This window comes from Prosthecodimorpha staleyi (genome assembly GCF_018729455.1).
Lineage (GTDB): Bacteria > Pseudomonadota > Alphaproteobacteria > Rhizobiales > Ancalomicrobiaceae > Prosthecodimorpha > Prosthecodimorpha staleyi.
The window spans coordinates 1-21,570 of the sequence record NZ_JAHHZF010000011.1 but is presented as its reverse complement, the minus strand read 5'-3'; the positions used below and the strand labels follow the sequence as shown (position 1 = coordinate 21,570).

At 69.2% G+C, this 21,570-nt stretch carries 20 protein-coding genes and 1 pseudogene; 10 read left to right on the top strand and 11 right to left on the bottom strand.

Annotated elements, in window-relative coordinates:
- Positions 1–259 precede the first annotated feature (259 nt).
- From KL771_RS20710 to KL771_RS20695, 4 genes are read right to left on the bottom strand one after another with little or no spacing between them, the layout of a single operon-like run.
- The gene (locus tag KL771_RS20710; protein WP_261970418.1) at positions 260–1,072 is read right to left on the bottom strand and encodes a formylmethanofuran dehydrogenase subunit C; all 813 of its coding nucleotides are present in this window, start codon (positions 1,070–1,072) and stop codon (positions 260–262) included.
- The gene (fhcD, locus tag KL771_RS20705; RefSeq protein ID WP_261970417.1) at positions 1,072–1,977 is read right to left on the bottom strand and encodes a formylmethanofuran--tetrahydromethanopterin N-formyltransferase; all 906 of its coding nucleotides are present in this window, start codon (positions 1,975–1,977) and stop codon (positions 1,072–1,074) included. The genes KL771_RS20710 and fhcD overlap by 1 nt, the downstream gene beginning before the upstream one ends.
- Positions 1,965–3,602, bottom strand: a complete 1,638-nt coding sequence (locus KL771_RS20700; RefSeq protein ID WP_261970416.1) for a formylmethanofuran dehydrogenase subunit A — start codon at positions 3,600–3,602, stop codon at positions 1,965–1,967. Before KL771_RS20700 ends, fhcD begins: the two co-directional genes overlap by 13 nt.
- Entirely contained in the window at positions 3,596–4,705 is a 1,110-nt protein-coding gene (locus tag KL771_RS20695) for a formyltransferase (protein ID WP_261970415.1), read from the bottom strand. The genes KL771_RS20700 and KL771_RS20695 overlap by 7 nt, the downstream gene beginning before the upstream one ends.
- Before the next feature lie 286 nt (positions 4,706–4,991).
- On the opposite strand from KL771_RS20695, the gene KL771_RS20690 reads away from it, so the two are divergent.
- Positions 4,992–6,605 carry a sensor histidine kinase gene (locus KL771_RS20690; RefSeq protein ID WP_261970414.1) on the top strand — a complete coding sequence of 538 codons (1,614 nt, stop codon included), beginning with the start codon at positions 4,992–4,994 and terminating at the stop codon, positions 6,603–6,605.
- Entirely contained in the window at positions 6,602–7,288 is a 687-nt protein-coding gene (locus tag KL771_RS20685; RefSeq protein WP_261970413.1) for a response regulator transcription factor, read from the top strand. The genes KL771_RS20690 and KL771_RS20685 overlap by 4 nt, the downstream gene beginning before the upstream one ends.
- A gap of 264 nt (positions 7,289–7,552) precedes the next feature.
- Here the strand turns inward: KL771_RS20685 and KL771_RS20680 are convergent, their stop codons facing one another.
- On the bottom strand, positions 7,553–9,739 hold the full coding sequence (locus KL771_RS20680) for an InlB B-repeat-containing protein (protein ID WP_261970412.1): 2,187 nt from the start codon (positions 9,737–9,739) through the stop codon (positions 7,553–7,555).
- Positions 9,740–10,170: 431 nt separating this feature from the next.
- On the opposite strand from KL771_RS20680, the gene KL771_RS20675 reads away from it, so the two are divergent.
- From KL771_RS20675 to KL771_RS20640, 8 genes and pseudogenes are all read left to right on the top strand, one after another.
- Positions 10,171–10,590: an organic hydroperoxide resistance protein gene (locus tag KL771_RS20675; RefSeq protein WP_315901519.1), complete on the top strand. Its 420-nt coding sequence runs from the start codon at positions 10,171–10,173 to the stop codon at positions 10,588–10,590.
- A 329-nt stretch (positions 10,591–10,919) separates the two neighbouring features.
- The gene (pqqA, locus tag KL771_RS28395) at positions 10,920–10,997 is read left to right on the top strand and encodes a pyrroloquinoline quinone precursor peptide PqqA (protein ID WP_140940681.1); all 78 of its coding nucleotides are present in this window, start codon (positions 10,920–10,922) and stop codon (positions 10,995–10,997) included.
- Between the two features lie 38 nt (positions 10,998–11,035).
- A complete protein-coding gene (pqqB, locus tag KL771_RS20670) occupies positions 11,036–11,947 on the top strand; it encodes a pyrroloquinoline quinone biosynthesis protein PqqB (RefSeq protein WP_261970411.1) in 912 nt (303 codons plus the stop codon).
- 8 nt (positions 11,948–11,955) lie between these two features.
- Complete coding sequence (gene pqqC / locus KL771_RS20665; RefSeq protein ID WP_261970616.1) at positions 11,956–12,672, top strand: pyrroloquinoline-quinone synthase PqqC; 717 nt, start codon at positions 11,956–11,958, stop codon at positions 12,670–12,672.
- Positions 12,673–12,852: 180 nt separating this feature from the next.
- A pseudogene (gene pqqC / locus KL771_RS20660) lies at positions 12,853–13,874 on the top strand (pyrroloquinoline-quinone synthase PqqC).
- On the top strand, positions 13,871–14,998 hold the full coding sequence (gene pqqE / locus KL771_RS20650) for a pyrroloquinoline quinone biosynthesis protein PqqE (RefSeq protein ID WP_261970408.1): 1,128 nt from the start codon (positions 13,871–13,873) through the stop codon (positions 14,996–14,998). Before pqqC (KL771_RS20660) ends, pqqE begins: the two are co-directional and overlap by 4 nt.
- Positions 14,999–15,098: 100 nt before the next feature.
- On the top strand, positions 15,099–15,815 hold the full coding sequence (locus tag KL771_RS20645) for a hypothetical protein (protein ID WP_261970407.1): 717 nt from the start codon (positions 15,099–15,101) through the stop codon (positions 15,813–15,815).
- Positions 15,802–16,188 carry a hypothetical protein gene (locus KL771_RS20640; RefSeq protein WP_261970406.1) on the top strand — a complete coding sequence of 129 codons (387 nt, stop codon included), beginning with the start codon at positions 15,802–15,804 and terminating at the stop codon, positions 16,186–16,188. The genes KL771_RS20645 and KL771_RS20640 overlap by 14 nt, the downstream gene beginning before the upstream one ends.
- Before the next feature lie 266 nt (positions 16,189–16,454).
- On the opposite strand, the gene KL771_RS20635 is transcribed toward KL771_RS20640, so the two are convergent.
- From KL771_RS20635 to KL771_RS20610, 6 genes are all read right to left on the bottom strand, one after another.
- Complete coding sequence (locus KL771_RS20635; RefSeq protein ID WP_261970405.1) at positions 16,455–16,883, bottom strand: MarR family winged helix-turn-helix transcriptional regulator; 429 nt, start codon at positions 16,881–16,883, stop codon at positions 16,455–16,457.
- A gap of 392 nt (positions 16,884–17,275) precedes the next feature.
- Entirely contained in the window at positions 17,276–18,067 is a 792-nt protein-coding gene (locus KL771_RS20630) for a DNA adenine methylase (protein ID WP_261970404.1), read from the bottom strand.
- Positions 18,068–18,202: 135 nt separating this feature from the next.
- Positions 18,203–19,219 (bottom strand): phage late control D family protein, encoded by a 1,017-nt coding sequence (locus tag KL771_RS20625; RefSeq protein ID WP_261970403.1) that lies wholly within the window; start codon positions 19,217–19,219, stop codon positions 18,203–18,205.
- Positions 19,220–19,223: 4 nt separating this feature from the next.
- Positions 19,224–19,436: a tail protein X gene (locus KL771_RS20620; protein WP_261970402.1), complete on the bottom strand. Its 213-nt coding sequence runs from the start codon at positions 19,434–19,436 to the stop codon at positions 19,224–19,226.
- Entirely contained in the window at positions 19,433–19,855 is a 423-nt protein-coding gene (locus KL771_RS20615; protein ID WP_261970401.1) for a phage tail protein, read from the bottom strand. Before KL771_RS20615 ends, KL771_RS20620 begins: the two co-directional genes overlap by 4 nt.
- Positions 19,852–21,570 (bottom strand): phage tail tape measure protein (locus KL771_RS20610; protein WP_261970400.1); only part of this gene is annotated, 1,719 nt, incomplete at its 5' end. The genes KL771_RS20615 and KL771_RS20610, both read right to left, overlap by 4 nt.

Sequence of the window (21,570 nt, the reverse complement as noted above, 5' to 3'; positions counted from 1 at the left end):
CACATCGGTCGATCGCCCAAAAACCGGGCAACCTGCGGGGAAGTGTCTGCGATCTTTTGTCACGGCCGGGATCGGGACTGATCGATAAACCGGCAAACCGACGGCGGCGCGCTTCCTGCCGCCTCCGGGCAGCTGATCGTCGACCGTCGACGCGACCCGGACGGCCTTGGCCGCGATCCGGCGCCGCGCCGAGGCATGCCGGCACCGATCGGGCCGTCCGCCAGGGCACGACCGTCCTTCCGCGCGGAAAGGACAGGCTTCAGCCGGCCCCGATCAGGATCTCGCCCTTGCCGAGCGCCGCCATGTCGCCACGCCAACGCATGGCCCGTTCGGGTATCAGCCCGGCGGCCACCGGCACCGTTGTGGCAATGTGCCGGGCCAGAAGGCGCAGAAAGGGCAGTTCGTAGCGGCCGGCCGGCACGAAGGTCGGGCCGAGATCGCCGTGCCGCCCTGCGACCATCGTGCCGCGCTTCATCAGGGTGCCGGGCTCGGCGCCGAGTTCGGCCGTCACGATAGTGCCGCCGGACATGCGCGCGCCGGCATGGGCGCCGGTCCCGGTGAGAGCCACCAGCAGGCCGCGGCGCATGCGGTCGCCGGCCCGGTCGCCGACCCGGCCGCCGACCACGATCACGCCGCCGGCCTGGCCCGCCATGGCGCCGGACGCGGCGGTGCCGCCGGTGAAGTCGCCGGCATCGCCGCCGATGGTCAGGAGCCCGCCGGTCATGCCGGCACCGGCCCGGTGCAGGGCCGATCCGGTCACCCGGATCGCGCCGCCCTTCATGCCGGCGCCGACATCGAGGCCGGCATCGCCGACCACGGTGATCCGGGCCGCGCCGGTCAGGCCCGCGCCGATCCGGTCGAAACGGTCCGAGCCGCCCTCGAACACGATCTCGCCCGTGTCGTCGCCGATCACCTCGAAGAGATCGCCGACCGTGGGCGCCTGTCTGGTGGTTCCGATCACCAGGGCGGCGATCGCGGCGCGGTCGAGACCGGCGAGACCCGCCCGGGTCAGGGCCGAGAGATCGAGCCGTTCGGGTGGGGCGGCGCGCAGGCGGAAGACGAGGGCGGCCATCAGAGAAGGTCCCTCAGCTTGAAGTGATGGCGGCCGAGATTGCCGCCGTAATTGCCGGCCGAGATGCGCAGGATGCCGTGCTCCGGCCCGAACGCGCAGGCGGCGTGCAGGCCGCGGCGCATGGATTCCTGGATCGCCTCGAAGGACAGCCCGTCCATGACCAGTTCCATCACGCAATTCGTGTCGGCGTCGAGCTCCGAGCCGGGGTCGCCGCGCAGCACCGGGCAGAAGGCGTTATTGGTCGAGGCGATCAGCGCCTTGTATTTCGAGCCGACCTTGGAGCCCGAGCGCACGATGCCGCCCGGAAAGGGCAGGATCACGTCGGCGACCGTCGAGGCCGCCGCGACGGCCGCCTCCGATGCCTCCAGCACCTCGGCATGGCTGCGCCCGAGGATCAGCAGGTTGCCGCCGCCGATCGCGCTTTCCGAAAGGCCGGTCGAATGCTCGACCAGGAACTCGCCGTCCATCACCGGCACGCGCCAATAGTGCTTGCCGCCGAGCCGCTTGGAGATCTGGTTGCCGTCGCCGAAGAAGCGCAAGGTGGCGCCGAGCTTCAGCTTCCTGGTGCCCTCGAGGCCCGCGAAACAGGCCGAGCCCGGGCTGGTCAGCACGCATTGCCCGACCCGGTTCTGGATCTGCATCTCCAGGCCCTTGCCGTCGAAGCCGAACATCAGCACCCGGAAGCCCGGCCGTCCGTCCGGGGTCTCGTCGGGGGCGAGTTCGCGGTCGATGCCGGCCTCGACCCCACAGGCGATCACCGAGGTGGCGAAACCGGTCATGGTGCGGGCGGCGATCTCGGCCCAGCGCGCGGTCGGCGCGGTGATGACGAGGCCGGTCGCGGCCATGTCGAAGGCCTCGGCGAAGCTGTCGTCGATCGTGACGCCGTTGAGACTCAGTGGCTGCATGGCTCGACCTTGAAGACGTGGCGTTCGCCGAAGGCGTCGTCGGGAACCGCGAAGGCCTTGGCGCCGACGCCGTAGCGGTCGGTCAGATAGGTCTCGACCTCGCGGGTCATGGCGGCGTCGTAGCCCGGTTTCAGGGTATGGGTGCGGCCGAAGATCCAGCCGGTGCAGCGGCCGTCGCGCACCGCGACCCGGCCGTCCTTCAGCACCAGCCGCGCCGCGCGGAACATGGCGGCGCGGTCGGCGAGGTCGTCATAGACGGCGATGTCGGCGACGGCGCCGGGCTTCAGATGGCCGCGGTCGGCGAGCCCAAGCAGCCGGGCCGGCGCGGCGCGGGTCATGATCGCCACCTCGTCGAGGGTATATTCCCGCTCCAGGGCGGCGAGGCCGCAGCGCCGCTTCGCCTCTTCGGGCATGCGGGCGATCCAGCGCGCGCGCTCGCCGCGGTCCATGAGCAGGTGCAGGATCTCGGGGTAGGACGTGAACGGGCCGCCATTGGGATGGTCGGTGGTCATCAGGCAGCGCCAGGGATCGGGCGAGAGCAGGAACAGTTCGAGCCCGATCGCCCATTGCAGCTGGTTGACCCAGCTCTTGGCCCGGTAGTCGATCGGCACGATGCCGCCGCCTTCCGCGTCGCCGTCGACCAGCGCCCATTTCTTCGGGCTGGCATGGGCGTGGCCGGAATACTGCTTCATGATGTCGAGCGAGATGGTCACGGTCGGCCCGAACATGACCTGGCCGACATCGACCGAGACGTTCGGATGGGCCGCCAGCGCCGCCGCGACCGCCTCGGCGCCCGAGCGGAACAGCCCGGCCGGGTCCTCCTCATAGGCGTAGAACTGGATATGGGCGAGATGAATCGGCCGCCCCTCGGCGCCCGCCATGGTCGCCCGGACGGTCTCGGTCGCGCCCGGCACGCCGAGATTGTTGCAATGCACGTGGAGCGGATGCGGCACGCCGATCTCGGCGGCCGCGTCGAGCAGCCCGGTCACGATCCGGCGCGAGGTGAGCCCGTAATGGGGCACTTCGTCGTCGAACGAGAAGCTGCGCAGGTTCGACTTGAAGGCCGGCGCGCCGCCGGCATTGATCACCTTGAGGCCGAGGCCGCGCGAGGCGGCGAGCGCGTGGGCGACCGCGTCGCGCACCGCGTCCCGGCTCTCCCGCTCACGCAGCAGCTTCAGGAGCAGGTCGTCGTTGCCGACGACCGTCAGCGCGCCCTTGTCGATGACCGGCAGGTCGGCCAGTTCCAGATGGGTCTGCAGCGCGTGGGTCGGCGCCAGCGCCGGCTCGATCACCGTGGTGAAGCCCATCTCGGCATAGAGCCGGCCGATCTCCCAGCTCGACCAGCGCGCATGGGCGAAGGGCATGCCGTCGGGCGAGGGCGCCTCGTTGACATGCAGTTCGGGCAGCAGGAGCCGCGCCAGCGTCACGTTGCCGCCGGCGATGTGGCTGTGCACGTCGATGGCGCCGGCCATCACGATGCGGCTGCGGCAATCGTGGGTCTCGTCGACCGCCTCGCCCGGTTCGGGGGCGGCGACGATGCGGCCGTCGCGGACATAGATGTCGCCGACCGCGTCGAGCCCCTGGACGGGATCGATGACGCGGCCGCCGGCGAGACGGATCAGCATGCCGCGCCTCCCTGGATGATTTGTGCGAGGCGTCCGATCACGGCCGCCGCGCGCGGGCGCGCCGTCGGCGCCGACGGCTCCACATAGCTGAGCCCGTCGCGGCGCGCCTCGTAGAGCGTGCCGCCATGGTCGATGCCGGGCACGCCGACCTCGATCGTCACCTCCGCCGCCACGGCCTGCCCGGGCGGCACCAGCGCGACCGTGCCGGCCGCGGGCAGCCAGTCCGGCAGGCCGGCGGCCAAGGGGCCGACCCACAACACCGCGTCGGCCTCGCCGGAGGCGACCAGCCGGCGGCCGTCGAAGCGCCAGTCGTCGCCCTTCGGCACGCCGCGGATCATGCCGAAGCGGCCGGGCAGGCCGACGGTCCACAACCCCGCGAGCGCGGCGGCCTTGCCGTTGAGCGCCGGCGGCGGCGTCAGCGCGGAGAAGCGCGTGGCGGCGTTCATATCCTTGACGAGGCCCTGCGCCAGTTCGATGCCGAGCGCGCCGAGCCCGGCCGGGTCGTAGACCAGCACGCCGAAGGCCGCGGCCTTGATCTCGGCCGCTGCCGCGGCGATCGCCGCCAGGGTCGGTCGGTTGTCCCTGGGCGCGCTGAGGCCGTGGCCGGCCGCGGCCGCGCGCAGGGCCGCCAGGACCGGGCGCAGATGGGCGGGATCGGCGTCGAGATGGGTCACGGCGACGGTGGTGGGTCCGAAATCGACCGCCGGGGCGTCGCCGCAGCCGATCAGCACGACCTTGCGCCGGGTCCGCCAGGGATAGAGCGGGTTCGCGGCCTCCTCGAACAGGCCGACCGCGACCGCATGGGCCAGCGCGGCCGGGCCGGCGACAACGACGAGGTCCGCGCGATGCCGCGCCTCGGCCGGGGTGGTGTTCATCTGGCCGGAATCGGCGAAGGCGCGCATCTCGGCGGCGAGCGCGTCGCCGGCGGCCGGATCGACCGCCGCGCCGGTCAGGTCGGCGAGCGCGAAGGCCGCCCGAATCGCGTCCAGGTCCGCCGCCAGCCCGGCGATCAGAGGCAGGCGCGCCCGTCCGATGAGCGTCGCCGCCCGCGCTTCGGCCTCGGACGCCGGCCGGCCGACCGCCGCTTCGCTGATGACCGCCACGATTCCTCCCAAGACATGCGAATGGTGTCAGGCTGCGAAGCAGACTGCCGAACCCTTGTTGTGGTCAGGTTAGTCCGCTGACCGGCTTCCGCAAAACGTCGCAATGGTCGCCGAGACAACTCGACGCAGGCCCGGTCGGGGATCGGCCGGCCGACGGCAGCCTCTTCCCTGTCCGGCTCCGTTTCGGCACCTTGGCGCGCCGCGCCCCGTATCGCGGCTGGGATCGCAGGCCGGCGGGCGGCCGGTCCGTTCCGGCCGCGCGGCGCGCGGTGCGGGGGAAAGGTTCATGAAACTCAATACCGCCTCGATCCGCTTCCGCATCGCCGCCGTCGCCGGTCTGGCCGCCGCCTCCGCCATCCTGGCCGCGGTCGCGGTGGTCTGGTCGCTGTCGCTCGCCGAGGACCGAATCGCCGGCGCCCTGTCGTCGCAGCGCCGGCTCGATCTGTGGAGCGCGGTCTCGGCCCGGATCTCCGACTACACCTTCGTCGCCCTCGATACCGCCGAGCGCGGCGCCGCCGGCAACCGCCGCATCGAGGAGGCCCGGCGCGGCGTCGACAGCGCGTTCGCGTCCATCGACAGCGCCGTCATCGAGGCGATCGAAACCGCGCCGACCGACGGGCTGAAGGCCGCGAGCGCCAATCGCGGCCGCATGCTGGCCCGGCTCCGCGCCGGCTTCGAGGTGCTCGACCGGCAGATCGGCGAGCGGATGGCCGAGCCGGACGGTGCCGTGGCCGACCAGATCCGCGGCGCGCTGAACGGGTTCGCGGTCACCTTCGCCCCCAATCTGTCCGCCATCATGGACGACGAACGGCGCACCGGCGGACGCATCCAGGAGGAGATGCGGGCGCTGCGCGGCCGGCTGACGCTGGCGGCGGCCGGGGCCGTCGCGCTCGCCCTGGCGCTCGCGCTCTGGTTGTTCCGGGCGGTCGCCCGTCCCCTCGTCCTCCGTCTGGCCGAACTCGGCCGCGGCGCCGGGGCGATCGGGCGCGGCGACCTGCGCGCCCGCCTCTCCGTGACCGGACGCGACGAATTGAGCCTGGCGCTCGCCGGCTTCAACCGCATGGCCGCCCGGCTCGAACGGCGCGAGGCGCGGGTGGCCGCCGACCGTGCGCGGCTCGAACAGACCATCGCCGAGCGCACCGCCGATCTGCGCGACGCCAACCAGCGCCTGGCCGCCGTCGACGCCGCGCGGCGGCGCTTCTTCACCGATGTCAGCCACGAATTGCGCACGCCGCTGACCGTGATCCTCGGCGAATGCGATCTGGCGCTGCGCCGGCCGGCTCGCGAGGCCGGCGATCCCGCCGGCGAGGCACTGACGACGATCCGCACGCGCGCCCAGCGCCTGCACCGGCGGGTCGAGGACCTCCTGCGCGTCGCCCGGTCGGAAACCGGCGAGATCGATCTGATGCTCGCCGACACGCCGGTCGGAGGCCTGATCGGGGAGGCGGCCGAAGCGGTCGCGGCGCTCGCCCGGCGCGGCGGCGTTTCGCTCGGCGTCGAGGCTGGGGAGGGGCTGGCGGCGCGCGCCGACCGGGACTGGATGCGCCAGGTGATCGAGGGCCTGCTGGCCAATGCGATCCGCCACACGCCGGCGGGCGGCAGCGTCCGCGTCGTCGCCCGGGCCGAGGCCGGCCTGGTGGCGATCCTGGTCGCCGATACCGGGGCCGGCATCGCCGAGGCCGACCTGCCGCACATCTTCGACCGCTTCTATCGCGGTGCCGGTTCGGAGGCCGGCAGCGGCTTCGGAATCGGTCTGGCGCTGGCAAAATGGGTGGTCGAGAGGCATAAGGGCACCATCGCGGTCACCAGCGCGACGGCCGACGGGGTCGACCGGCCCCGCGGCACGACGGTGACGATCAGGCTGCCGGCCGTGGAGCCGGAAGGCGGGAGAACGGCATGACGATCCTGGTGGTCGAAGACGATCCGGATATCGGCTCGCTGTTGCGGCGCGGCCTCGGCGAGGAAGGCTACGCGGTCCATGTCGTCGATACCGGCGCGGCGGCCCTGCCCGAGGCGCGGCGCCTGGCGCCGGAGGCGATCATCCTCGACGTGATGCTGCCCGACCATTCAGGCATCGAACTGTGCCGCAGCCTGCGCGCGGAAGGCTTCGCCATGCCGATCGTGATGCTGTCCGCCAAGGCGGCGATCTCGGAGCGTGCCGAGGGGCTGGAGGCCGGGGCGGACGACTATGTGGTCAAGCCCTTCGCCTTCGGCGAACTGGTCGCGCGGCTGAAGACCCACATGCTGCGCCGCTCCGACGCGCCGCAATCCGGGCGCTACCTGACGGCAGCGCCGCTGACCCTGGATCTGGAGACCCGCATCGCCCGCATCGGCGAGGCCGAGACCCGCCTGACCGAGCGGGAAAGCGCGCTCCTGGTGGTCCTGATGCGCGCCGCCGGCCGTCCGGTCGCGCGCGGCGACATTTTCGACCAGCTCTGGGCCGACCAGGGCGGCGCTTCGCTCAACGTGGTCGACGTCTATGTCGGCTATCTGCGCCACAAGCTCGGCGAGATCACGCCGCCCGGCCAGCAGCTGATCGTCACCGTCCGCGGCCGCGGCTTCATGTTCAAGGCCGACGGCTAGAGCAAGATCCGATCAAGGCGGCTCGCTCTGATCGGAAAAAGCTTGCGCAACCAAATACATGCAGAGCATCATCCGGTCCGCTCAGATCGGATGGTGCTGTCGCCGACACAGGGCGGCGCGGGATCGGCCGGCGGGCTGCCGACAGAACGAACGGGCGCGGCTCCGCTCCGGGCGATACGGTCGCGGAGGCCTCGAGCCGCCGGCCGGAGACGCCGCCGCGAAGGCGGCACCCGGCAGGGCGCATCGGCGCCTCCGGCCGCCGTCTCACTTCTTGGCGAAGTTGGCGGTGACGGACTTGTCCGTGCTGGCTGTGAAGGTGCAGGTCGCGCTCTTGCCCGAGCATGCGCCCGACCAGCCCTTGAACTTGGTCTTCTTGCCGACCGTCGCGGTCAGCGTGACCGACGTTCCGGTATTGACCTGCATCGAGCAGGTCGAGCCGCAATTGATGCCGGACGGGCTGCTGGTCACCGTGCCGGTACCGCTGCCGGTCTTGGTGACGGAGACCAGGACCTTGCTGTTCGAGGTGTTGAAGGTCGCGGTCACGGAGCGGGCCGCCGACATGGTGACGGTGCAGGTCGACGACGAACCCGAGCAGGCGCCGCCCCAGGCACTGAAGCTGGAGCCGTTGGCGGCCACGGCGGTCAGCGTCACGCTGGTATTGGTCGCAAAGGTCGACGAACAGGTCGCGCCGCAGTCGATGCCGGACGGGCTGCTGGTCACCGTGCCGGAGCCGGTGCCGCTCTTGGCGACCGTCAGGGTCTGCGGATCGGAGGCATTGGTGAAGGTGGCGATCACCGACTTGGCCGCATCGGCGCTGAGCGTGCAGGTGGTCGAGGTTCCGGCGCAGGAGCCGCTCCAGCCGCCGAACACCGACGCATTGTCGGGCGTGGCGGTCAGGGTGACGCTGGTCGCGTAGGCGAAGGTGGTCGAGCAGGTCGAGCCGCAGTCGATGCCCGACGGGCTGCTGGTGACCGTGCCGGCGCCGGTGCCGTTCTTCGAGACGGAGACGGAGATCTGCGTCGCCACGAAGGTCGCGGTCACCGACTTGGCCGCGTCCATGGTCACCGTGCAGGTCGACGACGAGCCCGAGCAGGCGCCGCCCCAGGTCGAGAAGGTCGCGCCCACAGAGGCGGCCGCCGTCAGGGTGACGCTGGCATTTTCCGCGAAGTTCGCCGAGCAGGTCGAGCCGCAGCTGATGCCGGAGGGCGAACTGGTCACCGTGCCGTTGCCGGTCTTGGTCACCGACAGCGCATAGGTGGTCGCCGGGGTCTTGAAGGCCGCCATGGTGGCGGCGCGCTCGTTGTGGACGCGCGCATTGTCGTGGGTCTGGGCGGTGCCGGTGGCGATGCTGTTGTAGGTCACGTTCGGGTTCGAGAAGCGGCCGATGCGCGGGCAGGACCCGCAGGCATTCACATAGGCCATGATGGTCCGCCAGGAGGTCTGGTAGACATAGCCGTGGCCATAGGCATAGGGCGTCGTCGAACTGTCGACATAGGGGTCGTGGCGGGCGCCGAAATTATGCCCGATCTCGTGCTCAAAGGAATGGTTGGAGACGGCGCAGTCCCAGTAGACGACGCTGTAGGCGGTGGTCGAGGACGAGTTCAGCCAGCCGAGCCCGCAATAGGCCGTGCCGTTGAACATGAAGCTGACCACGTCCGCGCCGATCGCCTCGCGCTTGGTGTTGATCGGGCCGAGACCGCCGGTGCCGTTGGTCACGTCGTCCAGCGCGGTGTTGAAGTCGGTGCCGGTGTAGGAGGTCTGGATGGTGCCGGCGAGGCGCAGGCGAGCATTGACGCCGCTGTCCGAATAGGCGGTGTTGGCCGTGTCGACCGCCAGCTGGGCATAGGCATCCATGTCGCCGCCATAGGCATTCTTGGCGGCGGTGTTGTAGGCGACCAGGATGTCGATATAGGTCAGCGACCCCTTGGTGGCGACCTTGGCCTTGGGGTCGATGCCGCCGTTGCCGCGCGGCAGCGCGCCCGGAGGATGCTCCGGCGGGAAGGCCGACACGTCGCGTTCGATGATCGCGTGGGTGCCGTTGCCGACCGGACGGATATCGAAGCTGCCGCGGTCGCTGGTGATCGTGCCGGTGATCGAGCCCTTGCGGACGACCAGAATGGCGCGGCCGTCCTTGCCGTCCAGCTTGCCGACCCAGGTCAGGTCGTCGTTGCCGCGCTTCTCGGTGGATTTCAGCGTCAGTTTGCCGATCGCGCTGCCGAAGTCGATCGCCCCGGTGGCCGCATCGATCGGCAGGCTGGAGCCGGCCTGGAAGTAGCGGACCGACTTCTTGCCCTTCAGTCCGGCCATGGCCGGATCGGCGTTGCGGGCCTGGACGGTCGCGGAATCGGCACTGAGATACCGGACGCTCAGGGTTTTTCCCGAGGGCTCGGCTGCCGTCGCGGAGCCGGCCAGAGCAGCCGCAATGATCAGTCCGAGCATCCATTTCAGCATTGCAAACCGCTCCGGTGGGTTTCGCCACGGTTGTGGCGGGCGAATCACGCCCTCTTTCATGCAGTTATTAAGTGCAATCTGTAAATCAAGAAACAATCGCGTTCTTCGAAGTGAGCGAAAATTGTCGCCATTCGACGCCTCCGTGCATCAGCGACTGTGATCGGCGGCCGTGGTCGGAGCCGGGCGGCCGAACCGGGCCGTCTCTGCACCCGGCACGGTTCCGCATGGAACCCAGCACGGTTCCGCATGGAACCCGGCATGGCCCTGCTTCAGAACCCGGCTTGAATATGCTTTGGCGGCCGAACGGGTCCGGATCGGGCGCTGCGGTCACGATTCCGGCATCCCGGGCAATTCGTCGGAAGGGTGCTTGCATTTAAATTGCGCGCAATATAATGGTGTCGTCCTCAATAACCGAGGAGGCCATCATGGGCATTCAGGCGGTCTACAAGGCGACCGCAACTTCGACCGGCGGCCGGGAGGGCCATTCGCGCTCCTCCGACGGCGTGCTGGATGTGAACCTGTCGGTTCCGAAGGACATGGGCGGTCCCGGCGCGGCCGGCGCGACCAATCCGGAGCAGCTCTTCGCCGCCGGCTACTCGGCCTGCTATCTCGGTGCGCTGCGCTTCGTCGCCGGCAAGCAGAAGATCAAGATCGTCGACGAGGCGAGCGTGACCGCGACCGTCGGCATCGGCCAGATCCCGGGGGGCTTCGGTCTCGAGGTCGCGCTGCATGTGTCCCTGCCGGGCATCGAGCGGGCCACCGCCGAGGAGATCGTCGAGGCGGCCCACAAGGTGTGCCCCTATTCCAACGCCACCCGCGGCAACATCGACGTGACCACCACGATCGCCTGATCGCGGCCGGACTGCGACATTCCGCTGCGGCGACGCGCGGCGGTATCCGGGTTCAACTGACCGGCCGGCTCCGAGGCCCGTGCGAAAGCGCGGGCCTCGCCTGTATTGAGGCTGAAAAGCTGCACATTCGACTTCATTCTTATGGTTTTCTTATTTATTGCAGTGCAGAAATACTAAGATTTCTCTTATCCTATTTTGTTTGACACTCCATGGAACCCTGCAAATATACGGAAGCTGTCGCACATTCGATGCGGCCGGGACGGACCTTCTCAGAAATTTCTTAGAAATAAGACTTGGCTGGGCGGGTCGCACAAACTGGAGGAAAAACCATGCGTTGGAACAAGCCCCTCGTTCAGGAAATCTGCGTCGGTCTCGAGATCAACGGCTATTTCCCGCCGGAATACTGAGATCGACGACGGGATCGTGATGCGTGGACGATAGGGGCATGACTGTCCGTCTCCGCGCGATCGTTCTCGGTTCGGCAGCCGGCGGCGGCGTTCCGCAATGGAACTGCCGCTGCCGCGTCTGCCGGATGGCCTGGAAGGGCGACGGCTCGGTCCGTCCCCGCACCCAGTCGAGCGTAGCGGTATCCGCAGACGGCGAGCGTTGGCTTCTTCTGAACGCCTCGCCCGACATCCGCCAGCAGATCTGGTCGGCGCCGGCGCTGCACCCGCAGACGGGTTCGCGCCATTCCCCGATCGCGGCGGTTCTGGTCACCAATGGCGACGTCGATCACGTGACGGGTCTTCTCGGCCTTCGCGAACGCCAGGCCTTCGACCTCTACGGCACCGACGAGACGCTCCGGACGATCGCCGACAACCAGATCTTCGCCGTGATGGCCGCCGACTGCGTGACGCGCAGGCGCGTGGCCTTCGGCGAACCGTTCCGGCCGCTGCCGGGGCTCGACATCGAAATCTTCCCGGTTCCCGGCAAGGTCCCGCTCTGGCGCGAGGATCAGAGCCTCAGGATCGGGGAGGAGGGCGAGAACACCGTGGGGGTGACGATCAGCGCCGGCGGGGCGCGCCTCGTCTATATCCCCGGCTGCGCCCACGTCACCGACGCGGTCAGGGCGCGCATCGACGGCGCGGATGCCCTGTTCTTCGACGGCACGCTCTACACCGACGACGAGATGATCCGCGAGGGTCTCGGCGCCAAGACCGGCCGGCGCATGGGGCACATCTCCATGTCGGGGCCGGACGGCAGCGCCGCCGCACTCGCCGGTCTGACGGTCGGCCGACGCTGCTTCATCCACATCAACAATACCAACCCCGTCCTGATCGAGGGCTCGCCCGAACGCCGGGCGATGGAGGAGGCCGGTTGGGAAATCACCCATGATGGCCTGGAGGTGGTCCTGTGACCCGTCTGATGACCCCCGACGAATTGGAAGCCGCCCTGCGCAAGGTGGGCGCGGAGCGCTATCACAACCTGCATCCGTTCCATCACCTGCTGCATGGCGGCAAGCTCAGCAAGGGCCAGGTCCAGGCCTGGGCGCTGAACCGCTACTGCTACCAGTCGGCCATCCCGCGCAAGGACGCGGCGCTGATGTCGCGCTGCGACGACCGCGACCTGCGCCGGGAATGGATCCACCGGATCACCGACCATGACGGAACGGGTGAGGATTCCGGCGGCATCGAGCGCTGGCTGGTGCTGACCGACGGCCTCGGCCTCGACCGCGACTATGTCGTCTCCAAGCGCGGCGCCCTGCCGGCGACCAAGTTCGCCGTCGAGGCCTATGTCCACTTCACCCGCGACAAGCCGCTGCTCGAAGCCGTCGCCTCGTCGCTGACCGAACTGTTCGCGCCCGGCATCCACAAGGAGCGCATCTCCGGCATGCTGGAGAATTACGACTTCATCGACGAGAAGGTGATCGCCTATTTCCGTCGCCGGCTCGACCAGGCGCCGCGGGACGCCGATTTCGCGCTCGAATACGTCAAGAAGAACGCGCGCACCCCGGACCAGCAGGAGGCCGTGATCGCCGCCCTGACCTTCAAGACCGAGGTGCTCTGGTCGCAGCTCGACGCGCTCTACTTCGCCTATGTCGAACCGGGCCTGCCGCCGCCCGGCGTGTTCCGGCCGACCTGAGGCCCCGCCATGCCGCCGGTCGCTCCCGCCGTCTCCCGCGTCGCGCCCAGCCTTGTCCGGGGCGGGCACGATCGGCATGGGGCGGTTCGGCGCGGGGCTGGCCGGCGCCGGGTACCGCGCCCGGGGCCGGGCCGGCATGCTATCACTCCGCGCGCAAGCCGAGCGCAGGGGAGTGACAGCATGGCCCGGATTCTCAGTCCCGCGGAACTGGAGGAGGAACTCCGCCAGGTCGCCGCGCGGCGCTACTATCACCTGCACCCGTTCCACCGCCTGCTCAGCGCCGGCCGGCTGGACCGGGCACAGGTCACCGCCTGGGCGCTCAACCGCACCTACTACCAGGCCATGATCCCGGTGAAGGACGCGCTGGTGCTGTCCCGCCTCGCCGATCCGGCCGACCGCCGCTCCTGGCGCCGGCGCATCGTCGAGCAGGACGGCGAGGGCGAGGGCGAAAGCGGGCTCGATCGCTGGCTGCGTCTGACCGACGGCCTCGGCCTCGATCGCGGCAAGGTGCTGGCCTTCGAGGGCGTGCTGCCGGCGACCCGCTTCGCCGTCGACGCCTATCTGCAATTCGTCCGCGAGCGCACGCCGCTCGAGGCCGTCGCCTCCTCGCTGACCGAGCTGTTCTCGGCGACCGTGGTCTCCGAGCGCATGTCCGGCATGCTCGCCTCCTACGACTTCATCGCCCGCCGGACGCTCGCCTATTTCGACGAACGGCTGGCCCGGGTGAACCGCGATGCCGACTTCGCGCTCGCCTATGCCAAGGCTCACGCCACCACGGCCGAGACCCAGGCTCTGGCGATCGCGGCCATGCGCTTCAAGTGTGACGTGCTCTGGTCGCAGCTCGACGCGCTGCATTTCGCCTATGTCGATCCGAAGCTGCCGCCGCCGGGGGCCTGGATCCCGGACGAGGAGACCCGATGAAAGCCGATGCCGCCACCGACGAGGCCGTGCCGCGCCTACCGCGCGGGGTGAAACTGCGTTTCGACCAGGTGCGCAACAGCTGGATGCTGCTCGCCCCGGAACGCGCCTTCCAGATCGACGAGGCGGCGGCCGGCATCCTGAAGCTCTGCGACGGCCAGCGCACGCTCGCGACCGTGATCGCCGAGACGGCCGCCGCCTACAATGAAGAGCCGTCGGTGATCGATGCCGACATCCGCGCCATGCTGGTCGATCTCGCCAACAAGAGGGTGCTGGAGCTATGAACGCACCGCGGCCCGTTTCCGTCCCGGCACCGCTCGGCCTGCTCGCCGAGCTGACCCACCGCTGCCCGCTGAAATGTCCCTATTGCTCCAATCCCATGGAGCTGGACCGGCGCTCGGTCGAACTCGACACCGAGACCTGGAAGCGGGTCTTCACCGAGGCTGCCGCGCTCGGCGTGCTGCACACCCATCTGTCCGGCGGCGAGCCGACCGCCCGGCGCGACATCGTCGAGCTGACCCGCCACTGCGCCGAGGTCGGCATCTATTCCAACCTGATCACCTCCGGCGTCGGCGTCTCGCAGGACCTGCTGACGAAGCTGGTCGATGCCGGCTTGGATCACGTCCAGCTTTCGATCCAAGGCGCGGACGCGGCGGTCAACGACCATGTCGCGGGCTATCGCGGCGCCTATGAGAAGAAGCGCGAGGTCGGCCGCTGGGTCGTCGATGCAGGCCTGCCGCTGACCCTCAACGCCGTCATCCATCGCGGCAACATCCACCAGGTCGGCGACCTGGTCGACCTCGCCGTCGCCATGGGGGCGAAGCGGCTCGAGGTCGCCCATACCCAGTATTACGGCTGGGCCTATGCCAACCGCGCCGCGCTGATGCCGGCCAAGCCCGAGGTCGACCGCGCGATCGCGCTCGTCGAGGCCGCCCGCACCCGCCTGGAGGGTACGCTGGTCATCGACATGGTCATCCCGGACTATTACGCGAAATATCCCAAGGCCTGCTCGGGCGGCTGGGGGCGCCGGTCGATCAATGTCGCGCCGTCCGGCAAGGCGCTGCCCTGCCATGCCGCCGAGACCATTCCGCATCTCGAATTCTGGAACGTGCGCGAGCATTCGCTGCGCGACATCTGGCTGCACTCGCCGGCCTTCACGGCCTATCGCGGCACCGACTGGATGCCCGACCTGTGCCGGACCTGCGAGCGGGCCGAGATCGACTGGGGCGGCTGCCGCTGCCAGGCGCTGGCGCTCGCCGGCGACGCCGCGGCGACCGATCCCGCCTGCCACAAATCGCCGCTGCACCACAAAATCGTGGCCCTCGCCGAGGCGGAGGCCGTGACAGCCACACCGCCGCCCTATCAATATCGGGAAATGACGACCCGGGCTCGCGAACCGGCGCAATGACGGCATCCCGGACCGGACTTGGCTCCGGCCCGACGTCGACATGCAAAGAACCGGCGCGGGCGGCGGGCAGGACAGTCTCGGGAGGAGATGACCCTTGTCGATGATGGAATTCGGAAAGCGCACCGCACGGGCTGCGGTCTGCGCCCTCGCCCTAGCCCTAGCGCTCGGCGCCGTTGTGCCCGCGGCCGAGGCGGCCGGGCCGGCGGCCTCCGCCGCCGCCAAGGCCGATGTCGGCGAAGTCCTGTTCGAGGGCGAGCACTATCTCAAGGCACCGCCCGGGACGGTCTTGAAATACGGTTTCGAGCGCAGCGTCCGCGATCCCGACAAGGTCAAGCCGGGCTTCAAGGACGTGGTCGAGTTGACGCTGGAGCCGGGCGAGGCCGCGGCCAAGCGCAACGTCATCGTGACGCTGTTCAAGGGGCCGCAGCATCGTGCCGCCGGCCCGTTCGACAATGTCGCCTTCAATCCGACCGCGATCCTGATGCTGGAACTGCATCTCGGCGATTTCGCCAAGCTGCTCGGCGGCAATCCGCGCTACTTCAAGAACGCGATCCGGACCGGAATGCGCGAGGCCGCCAGCGCCGAGCCGGTCAAGATCAAGCTCGGCACCGGCGAGGTCGACGGCACGCAATTCACCGTCAGGCCCTATGTCAACGATCCCCAGAAGGCCCGCATGGCCGCCTTCTCGGAAACCGTCTACCGCTTCACGGTCTCGCCCGAAGTCCCGGGCCTCATCTACGAGATCCGGATCACGACGCCTGCGCCCGACGGCGGCGCCCCGCTGGTCGAGGAGGTCACCCGCTATGTCGAGAACTGATCGCCGCCGGGCCGGCACGGCCCTGTTCGCATGTGTCGCCGCGCTCGCCCTGTCCGGGCCGGCGCTGGCGCAGAACGGCGTGGACCCCGGCACCCTGAATGACTTCCCGACCGCCGCGCGCGCCGACTATGTGTTCGGCTGCATGGCCGCCAACGGGCAGACCCGCGACGCGCTGATGCGCTGCTCCTGCTCGGTCGACGTGGTCGCCTCGATCCTGCCCTACGACAAGTACGAGCAGGCCGAGACCATCCTGATGATGCGCCAGGGCGTCGGCCAGGCCGCCTCGACCTTCCGCGCCAACACCGCCATGGACGAGACCATCGCGGATCTCCGCCGCGCCCAGGCCGAAGCAGAGATGCGCTGCTTCCCGTAAGGCCGCCGCCTCGCCAACCCGCCCGAACGGGGTCCCGCCTCCGGGCCCGGACGGATGTCGAGGCAGGGCGTGGCCTTCACGGGACGACGCTCGGTCGCGCGCCGCCGGGGCACGCGGCCGCCGAGGGGGCCGGGCCTGCCGGGTCGTAGGGCGGGACCTTGGAGGCCGACGGCCGCCGGGGACGGTCCCAACTCCGCGCTGGCCATGGTCTGGCGGGGCGCAATCTCCGCCCGCGCCACCGGGATGCGCCCGCGCCACCGGGAGGGTCACTTCGACAGGCTGGCCTTCAGGGCCTTGATGCCGTCGCGCAGCGTGGCGAGGTCGCCGGCGGGCTGTCCGATCAGACAGCCGATCGCGCGGACCGCCGCGGCGGCCGGTTCACGCAGGGCGTCGCCTGCAGGGGTGAGCGCCACGCGCACGACCCGCTCGTCGGCCTTGTCGCGGCTGCGATCGAGGTAGCCGGCGCCTTCCAGGCGCTTCAGAAGCGGGGTCAGCGTGCCCGAATCGAGCCCGAGGCGTTCGCCGATCTCGCCGACCGAGAGCCCGTCGCGTTCCCACAGCACCAGCATGACCAGATATTGCGGATAGGTCAGCCCGAGCGGCTCCAGAAGCGGCTTGTAGGCCCGCGTCATGGCCTGCAGCGCCCCGTAGAGGGCAAAACAGATCTGGTCTTCGAGACGCGGCGGCGTATCCATGGCGCCATCCTATAGTGCGCAATGGAATGGCGCGAGTCCGGATTGCTGCGGGCAGACATGACGCGCGGCCGCCCGCCGTCCAAACAGAAGGTTGGCCGGATACTCCGCCACTCAGCTTCTTCGGACAGTCGGCAACCTCCCGCGTTGCCCGACCCACGGGTTTGCAGCCCGTAGCGGCATCGCCCCCCTCATCCCGCCTTCGGGTGTCCAGCGGATGGATCGGGGGCGATGAATCCTGCGATCTCTCAACGGGTTACCCCTTCTCCCCCTAAGGGGGGAGAAGGTGCCCGAAGGGCGGATGAGGGGGTCGGTCTGGCGGCCGACCGGATCGGTGTAGCGCGACACTTGATTTCGGAGTCACGGACACTTGGTTTTGTAGCACCTGGCACGCCTCACCGATCCGTGGAAATGATCAGCTCGCCCGCCCGCGTCGTGTTACCGGAGCCGATGGTGTAGGTCACCGCAGCCGTCTCCATTCGGAAGCCCCGGAAGATGCGGCGTACCTCCGGGTGGTCATTCAGGGTCAGCACGAACGAGCCTCGAAGACCCTTCAAAGCCGCTGAAAGGCGGTCGTAGTCGCTCCTCTCGAAGAGCCCTCGACCGTAGTAGTGCTCGGTGCCGTAGTAGGGTGGATCGAGGAAGAAAAGAGTTTGCGGCCTATCCCATCGGGCAAGGAAATCGGGCCAGTCCAGGCACTCGATCCAGACCCCGGCGAGGCGCTCGTGGGCCTCGGCGAGAAGAGGCGCCAGACGATCGACGTTGAAGCGGCCGGGCCCTCTGGGGTCAACCCCAAAGGTGCGGCCCGCGACCTTGCCGCCGAAGGACAGTCGCTGCAGGTACAGAAACCGTGCGGCTCTTTGCAGGTCGGTCAGGCGCTCGGGGTCCATACCGTTCAGCCGTTCGAACTCGTCGCGGCTCGTGAGCTGCCACCGGAGCATGTCCATGAAGGCCTGATAGTGGTTCTGCAGGATGCGGAAGAATGTCGCGACATCCCGGCTGCGGTCATTGATCACCTCCACCTTCGCCGGAGCCGACCGCCGAAAGAAGACACCACCCATCCCGACGAAGGCCTCGGCATAGACCTCGTGATCGATCGCGGCGATCCGCTTCGCCAGCCTGCCGGCCAGCTGTTTCTTACCACCCACATAGCCGGCAGCCGGGCGGGCACGCGTGCTCTCAACCATTCCTTTATCCCTCTTGCCCTACTCCCAGCCTGCACGCTCGACGTGCGCAAGGCGGAGCGACATCAGGGGACTCCTGTCGGGCGGGAACCGGTCGCCAAACTAGCCCCGCCGCCGGCGAAAGCTGGCCTCCGCCACCTATTTCTTTTTGTCTCCGCTCCCTTTCGTCTCGACCTGGACGGTCGTGATCCAGCCCTTCTCGGGCTCGACGACGTGCTCCGCCGAGGAGCAGACCCACTCGGTCCCGTCGATGTCGGAACCGAAGCCCGAGCAGATGACGGGCGCCTCGGCGACCGCGAGCGGGTTGCCGGGCATCTCGAAGGAACCGGAGCCTGAGTTCCGGCCATGCTCCCGCCCGGCCGCCTCGGCGCCGAGCTTCGCCTCTGCCTGGCTCGGATAGGGATGCATCAGGGCATGCCGGCCGGCCGAATAGCCCGGCTGGACCTTCTCCCGACGACGCTGGGCCTGCGCCGGGTCGTACCAATCGCCGCCCATCTCGCTGTATTGCGGCCGCGGCTCGATCTCGGCCTCGAAGCGATAGTTCGGGTCGTAGCGGACCTCGACAGGCGGCAGGGACGACCCGCCGGCGCTCTTGCCCTCGCCCCGCTTGGTCACGACCAGGCGACCCATCTGCGCCTTGACCATCGCGCCCACGTCGTCGCCGAGCGCAGTCGCGAAGTCGATCGCCGATTGCTGCCAGCGCAGCCGGTAGGGCATCTGGATGCCGGCAATCTCCGGCGCGACCACGGCCGAAAGCCCGGCCTTCGAGGCGATGTCGCGGAAGATGTCGCCGGCGGTCTTCTGGTCGTAATGGGTCGAGCCGACTTCCTTGAGCTTGTCGACCATGTCGGCCGCCCGGCAGGTCACCCGCAGCGTGGTGCCCGAGCCCGGATCGCCGCCGCCGCCGACCCGCTGCACCGTGTACTGGCCGACGAAGGCCGGCCCGCCATCGGCCCAGGCCAGCTCGACCCGATAGAGCGTGCCCTTGGGCGGGAAGGTCCAGCCCGGCGGCTCGGCGCGCAGCACGATCTCGGCCGTGTCGCTCTCATAGCCCCGGTTGTCGGTCACCTTCACCGAGACCAGCGACTGGCCCCAGATGCCGGCAAGGTCCCGCCCCGTAGGCCCCCAGACGCGCACGATCGGCCGCCGGAACATGGTCTCACTCCCACGGCCGGACGACGGTCGCGACGACGGGCTCGGGCGCCGGCGGCACCTCGATCACGGTCCCGCCGGGCACGAAGGGCCCATGCGCCGCCAGACCCGGATTGGCTTCCAGGAGGGCCTCGACGGTGCCGCCTCGCTCGCTGCCGTAGATCGCGCGGGCGATCCGGTCGAGCCGCTCCTCGACGCCGGGAACCGTGTAGCTGGTCACAGGAAGCCTCCGAACGCCCCGCCGGTGTCCGAGACCAGCACCAGCTCGATCTGCACATCGACAATCCGGCCGACGCCGTCGGCCGGGTGCAGGCGCTCCTCGTCGATCTGCAGGGATTTCAACCCGACCAGGCCGCCGATCGAGGCCGCGAAGTTGCGGCCCATGCGGATGTAGTTGACCGGCCGGTTGGCGCGCAGATGGCCGAGCAGGGTCGTGATCGCGTCGAGGCCGCCCATGAAGTGCGGCAGCGTCCGGGCCTGGATGGTCACGGTCTGATCGCCGACCCCGGTGAACTGGTAGTCGGTCGCGTACCAGGTCGCGGTGCCCGGCACCCGGGCCTCCGCCCGCATCGACAGCCGCCCCGGGTTCAGGCCGAGCCGCTCCAGCCGCGCGCCGCCGATCGACACCAGCACCCTCATGCCCAGCTCCCGAGATCGTGCAGCGCGCCGGCCATCGCCGTCCGCACGGCCCGGGCCTGCTCGCGCTGGGCATGGCGAGCGGTCGCCGCCGGATCGGTGCCGTGGATGTGCTGGGTCACCTGGACGTTGCCGCCCCCGGTGCTGGTCTGTTTGCCGATGCCGCCACCGCTCTCTCCGCCGCCGCCGCCCGCCGGCGCCGCGCCCCCGAAGTTCGGCGCGATCGTGGGCGAGGCCGTGAAGCCGAAGATTGACCGGAGCTGCCCGACGATCCGTTGCGCAGCCGCGACGGCGCGGGCGCCGCCCTCCTCGATCGCCTTGACGTAGCCGTCCATGCTTTCCGCGCCGGCCGCGCCGAAGCTGCCCGACAGGGCATCGGCATTCTCACGCTGGAAGCGCTCGACCTCGCCGCGGGCCTCCCGCAGCTTGGCGATCGCCTGGGCGATGTCGCCGTCGATGGTCCCGATCTCGGTCCCGAGGTCTCGGACCCGTGCTTCCGCGCCTTTGCGGGCGCTCTTGCCGATGACGGACGGCAAGGCCGTCTCGGCCTTCGTCTTCTCCTCGCCCACCTGGTTGCGGCGCTCCTGCAGCCGCATCAGATCGAGCAGTGCCCCGTCGGCCCTGGCCGACTTCTTGCGCAACAGGTCGCGCGCCAGGTCGCGCTCCAGGCCGGGCGCGGCCGCCCCCAGCATCTGCCAGCCGGTACCGCCCGAGGCCGCCGCCTTGTCGGCGCGGTCGACGCCGTCGAGCGTCTGGTCGATCGCCTGGTTGATCCCCGGCAGCATCCACCGGGTCAGGCGATCGGAAATCTCGGAGACCTGGGCCTTGAAGCGCTGCAAGTGGTTGTCCGCCGTGCTTTGCTGGATTTCCAGGCCGCGGAACAGAGACCCTTCGTAGTTCTTGGGATCCTTCAGCGCATCGCGTTGCTTTCGGTACTCGGGGCCCGCCTCGGCGACCCGCGCGGTCTCGTCCTGCCACTCCAAGCCAAACAGCCGGGTGAAAATCGACGTCTTATTTTCAGCCTTGGATACGCGCGCCCAGAAGTCATCCAGGGTCTTATCTGCGTCGTTCTTAATTCCGTCTGCCATCTCCTGCGGCGTGTAACCCAGATCCTTCAGGGCGCCTGCGACGCGCTTCGGCTGATCGGGAGCGGTGCGAAGTGTCGTGATGAAGGCACTGAACCATCGCGCCGAGACATCCGGTCGTACACCTGTGCTCTGGGCAGCGGTCAATGTGGCCAAGATCGTATCTTCACTCAGGCCTGAGACCTTGGTGTTCGGTCCCGCGATTCCGAACGCATGACTGATGTTCGCTTCTCTGGCTGCCGAGTTGTCGCCAAGAAAGTTGATCTTGTCTCCCAGGATTGCGAGTTCGGGAATTGTCTTGTTCATTCCAGACTTCGTTTCAGACATCGTCTGCGCGGCGCCCCGTGGGTCGATGTCCCAACCGACCGCTTGTGCAATGGCTATCCGCACGAATTGGCCGAGATCTGCATTGGCAATGCCGTTTTTGGACGCCTCTGAGAACATGCCAGCCACGTCGTTCCGGGGCACCCCGTACTTGATCGCCATCCGCACCATCTGACTTTCGAAGTCCTTCAGCTCCCCTGCGTCGGTAATGCCCGAGGCCTTCCGGAACTCAGCAAAGGCCTTCTCGAAGCCGATGGACTGATCGAGCATCCGCTTGCCGCCATAGGCCGCGCCGACCGGGGCGATATA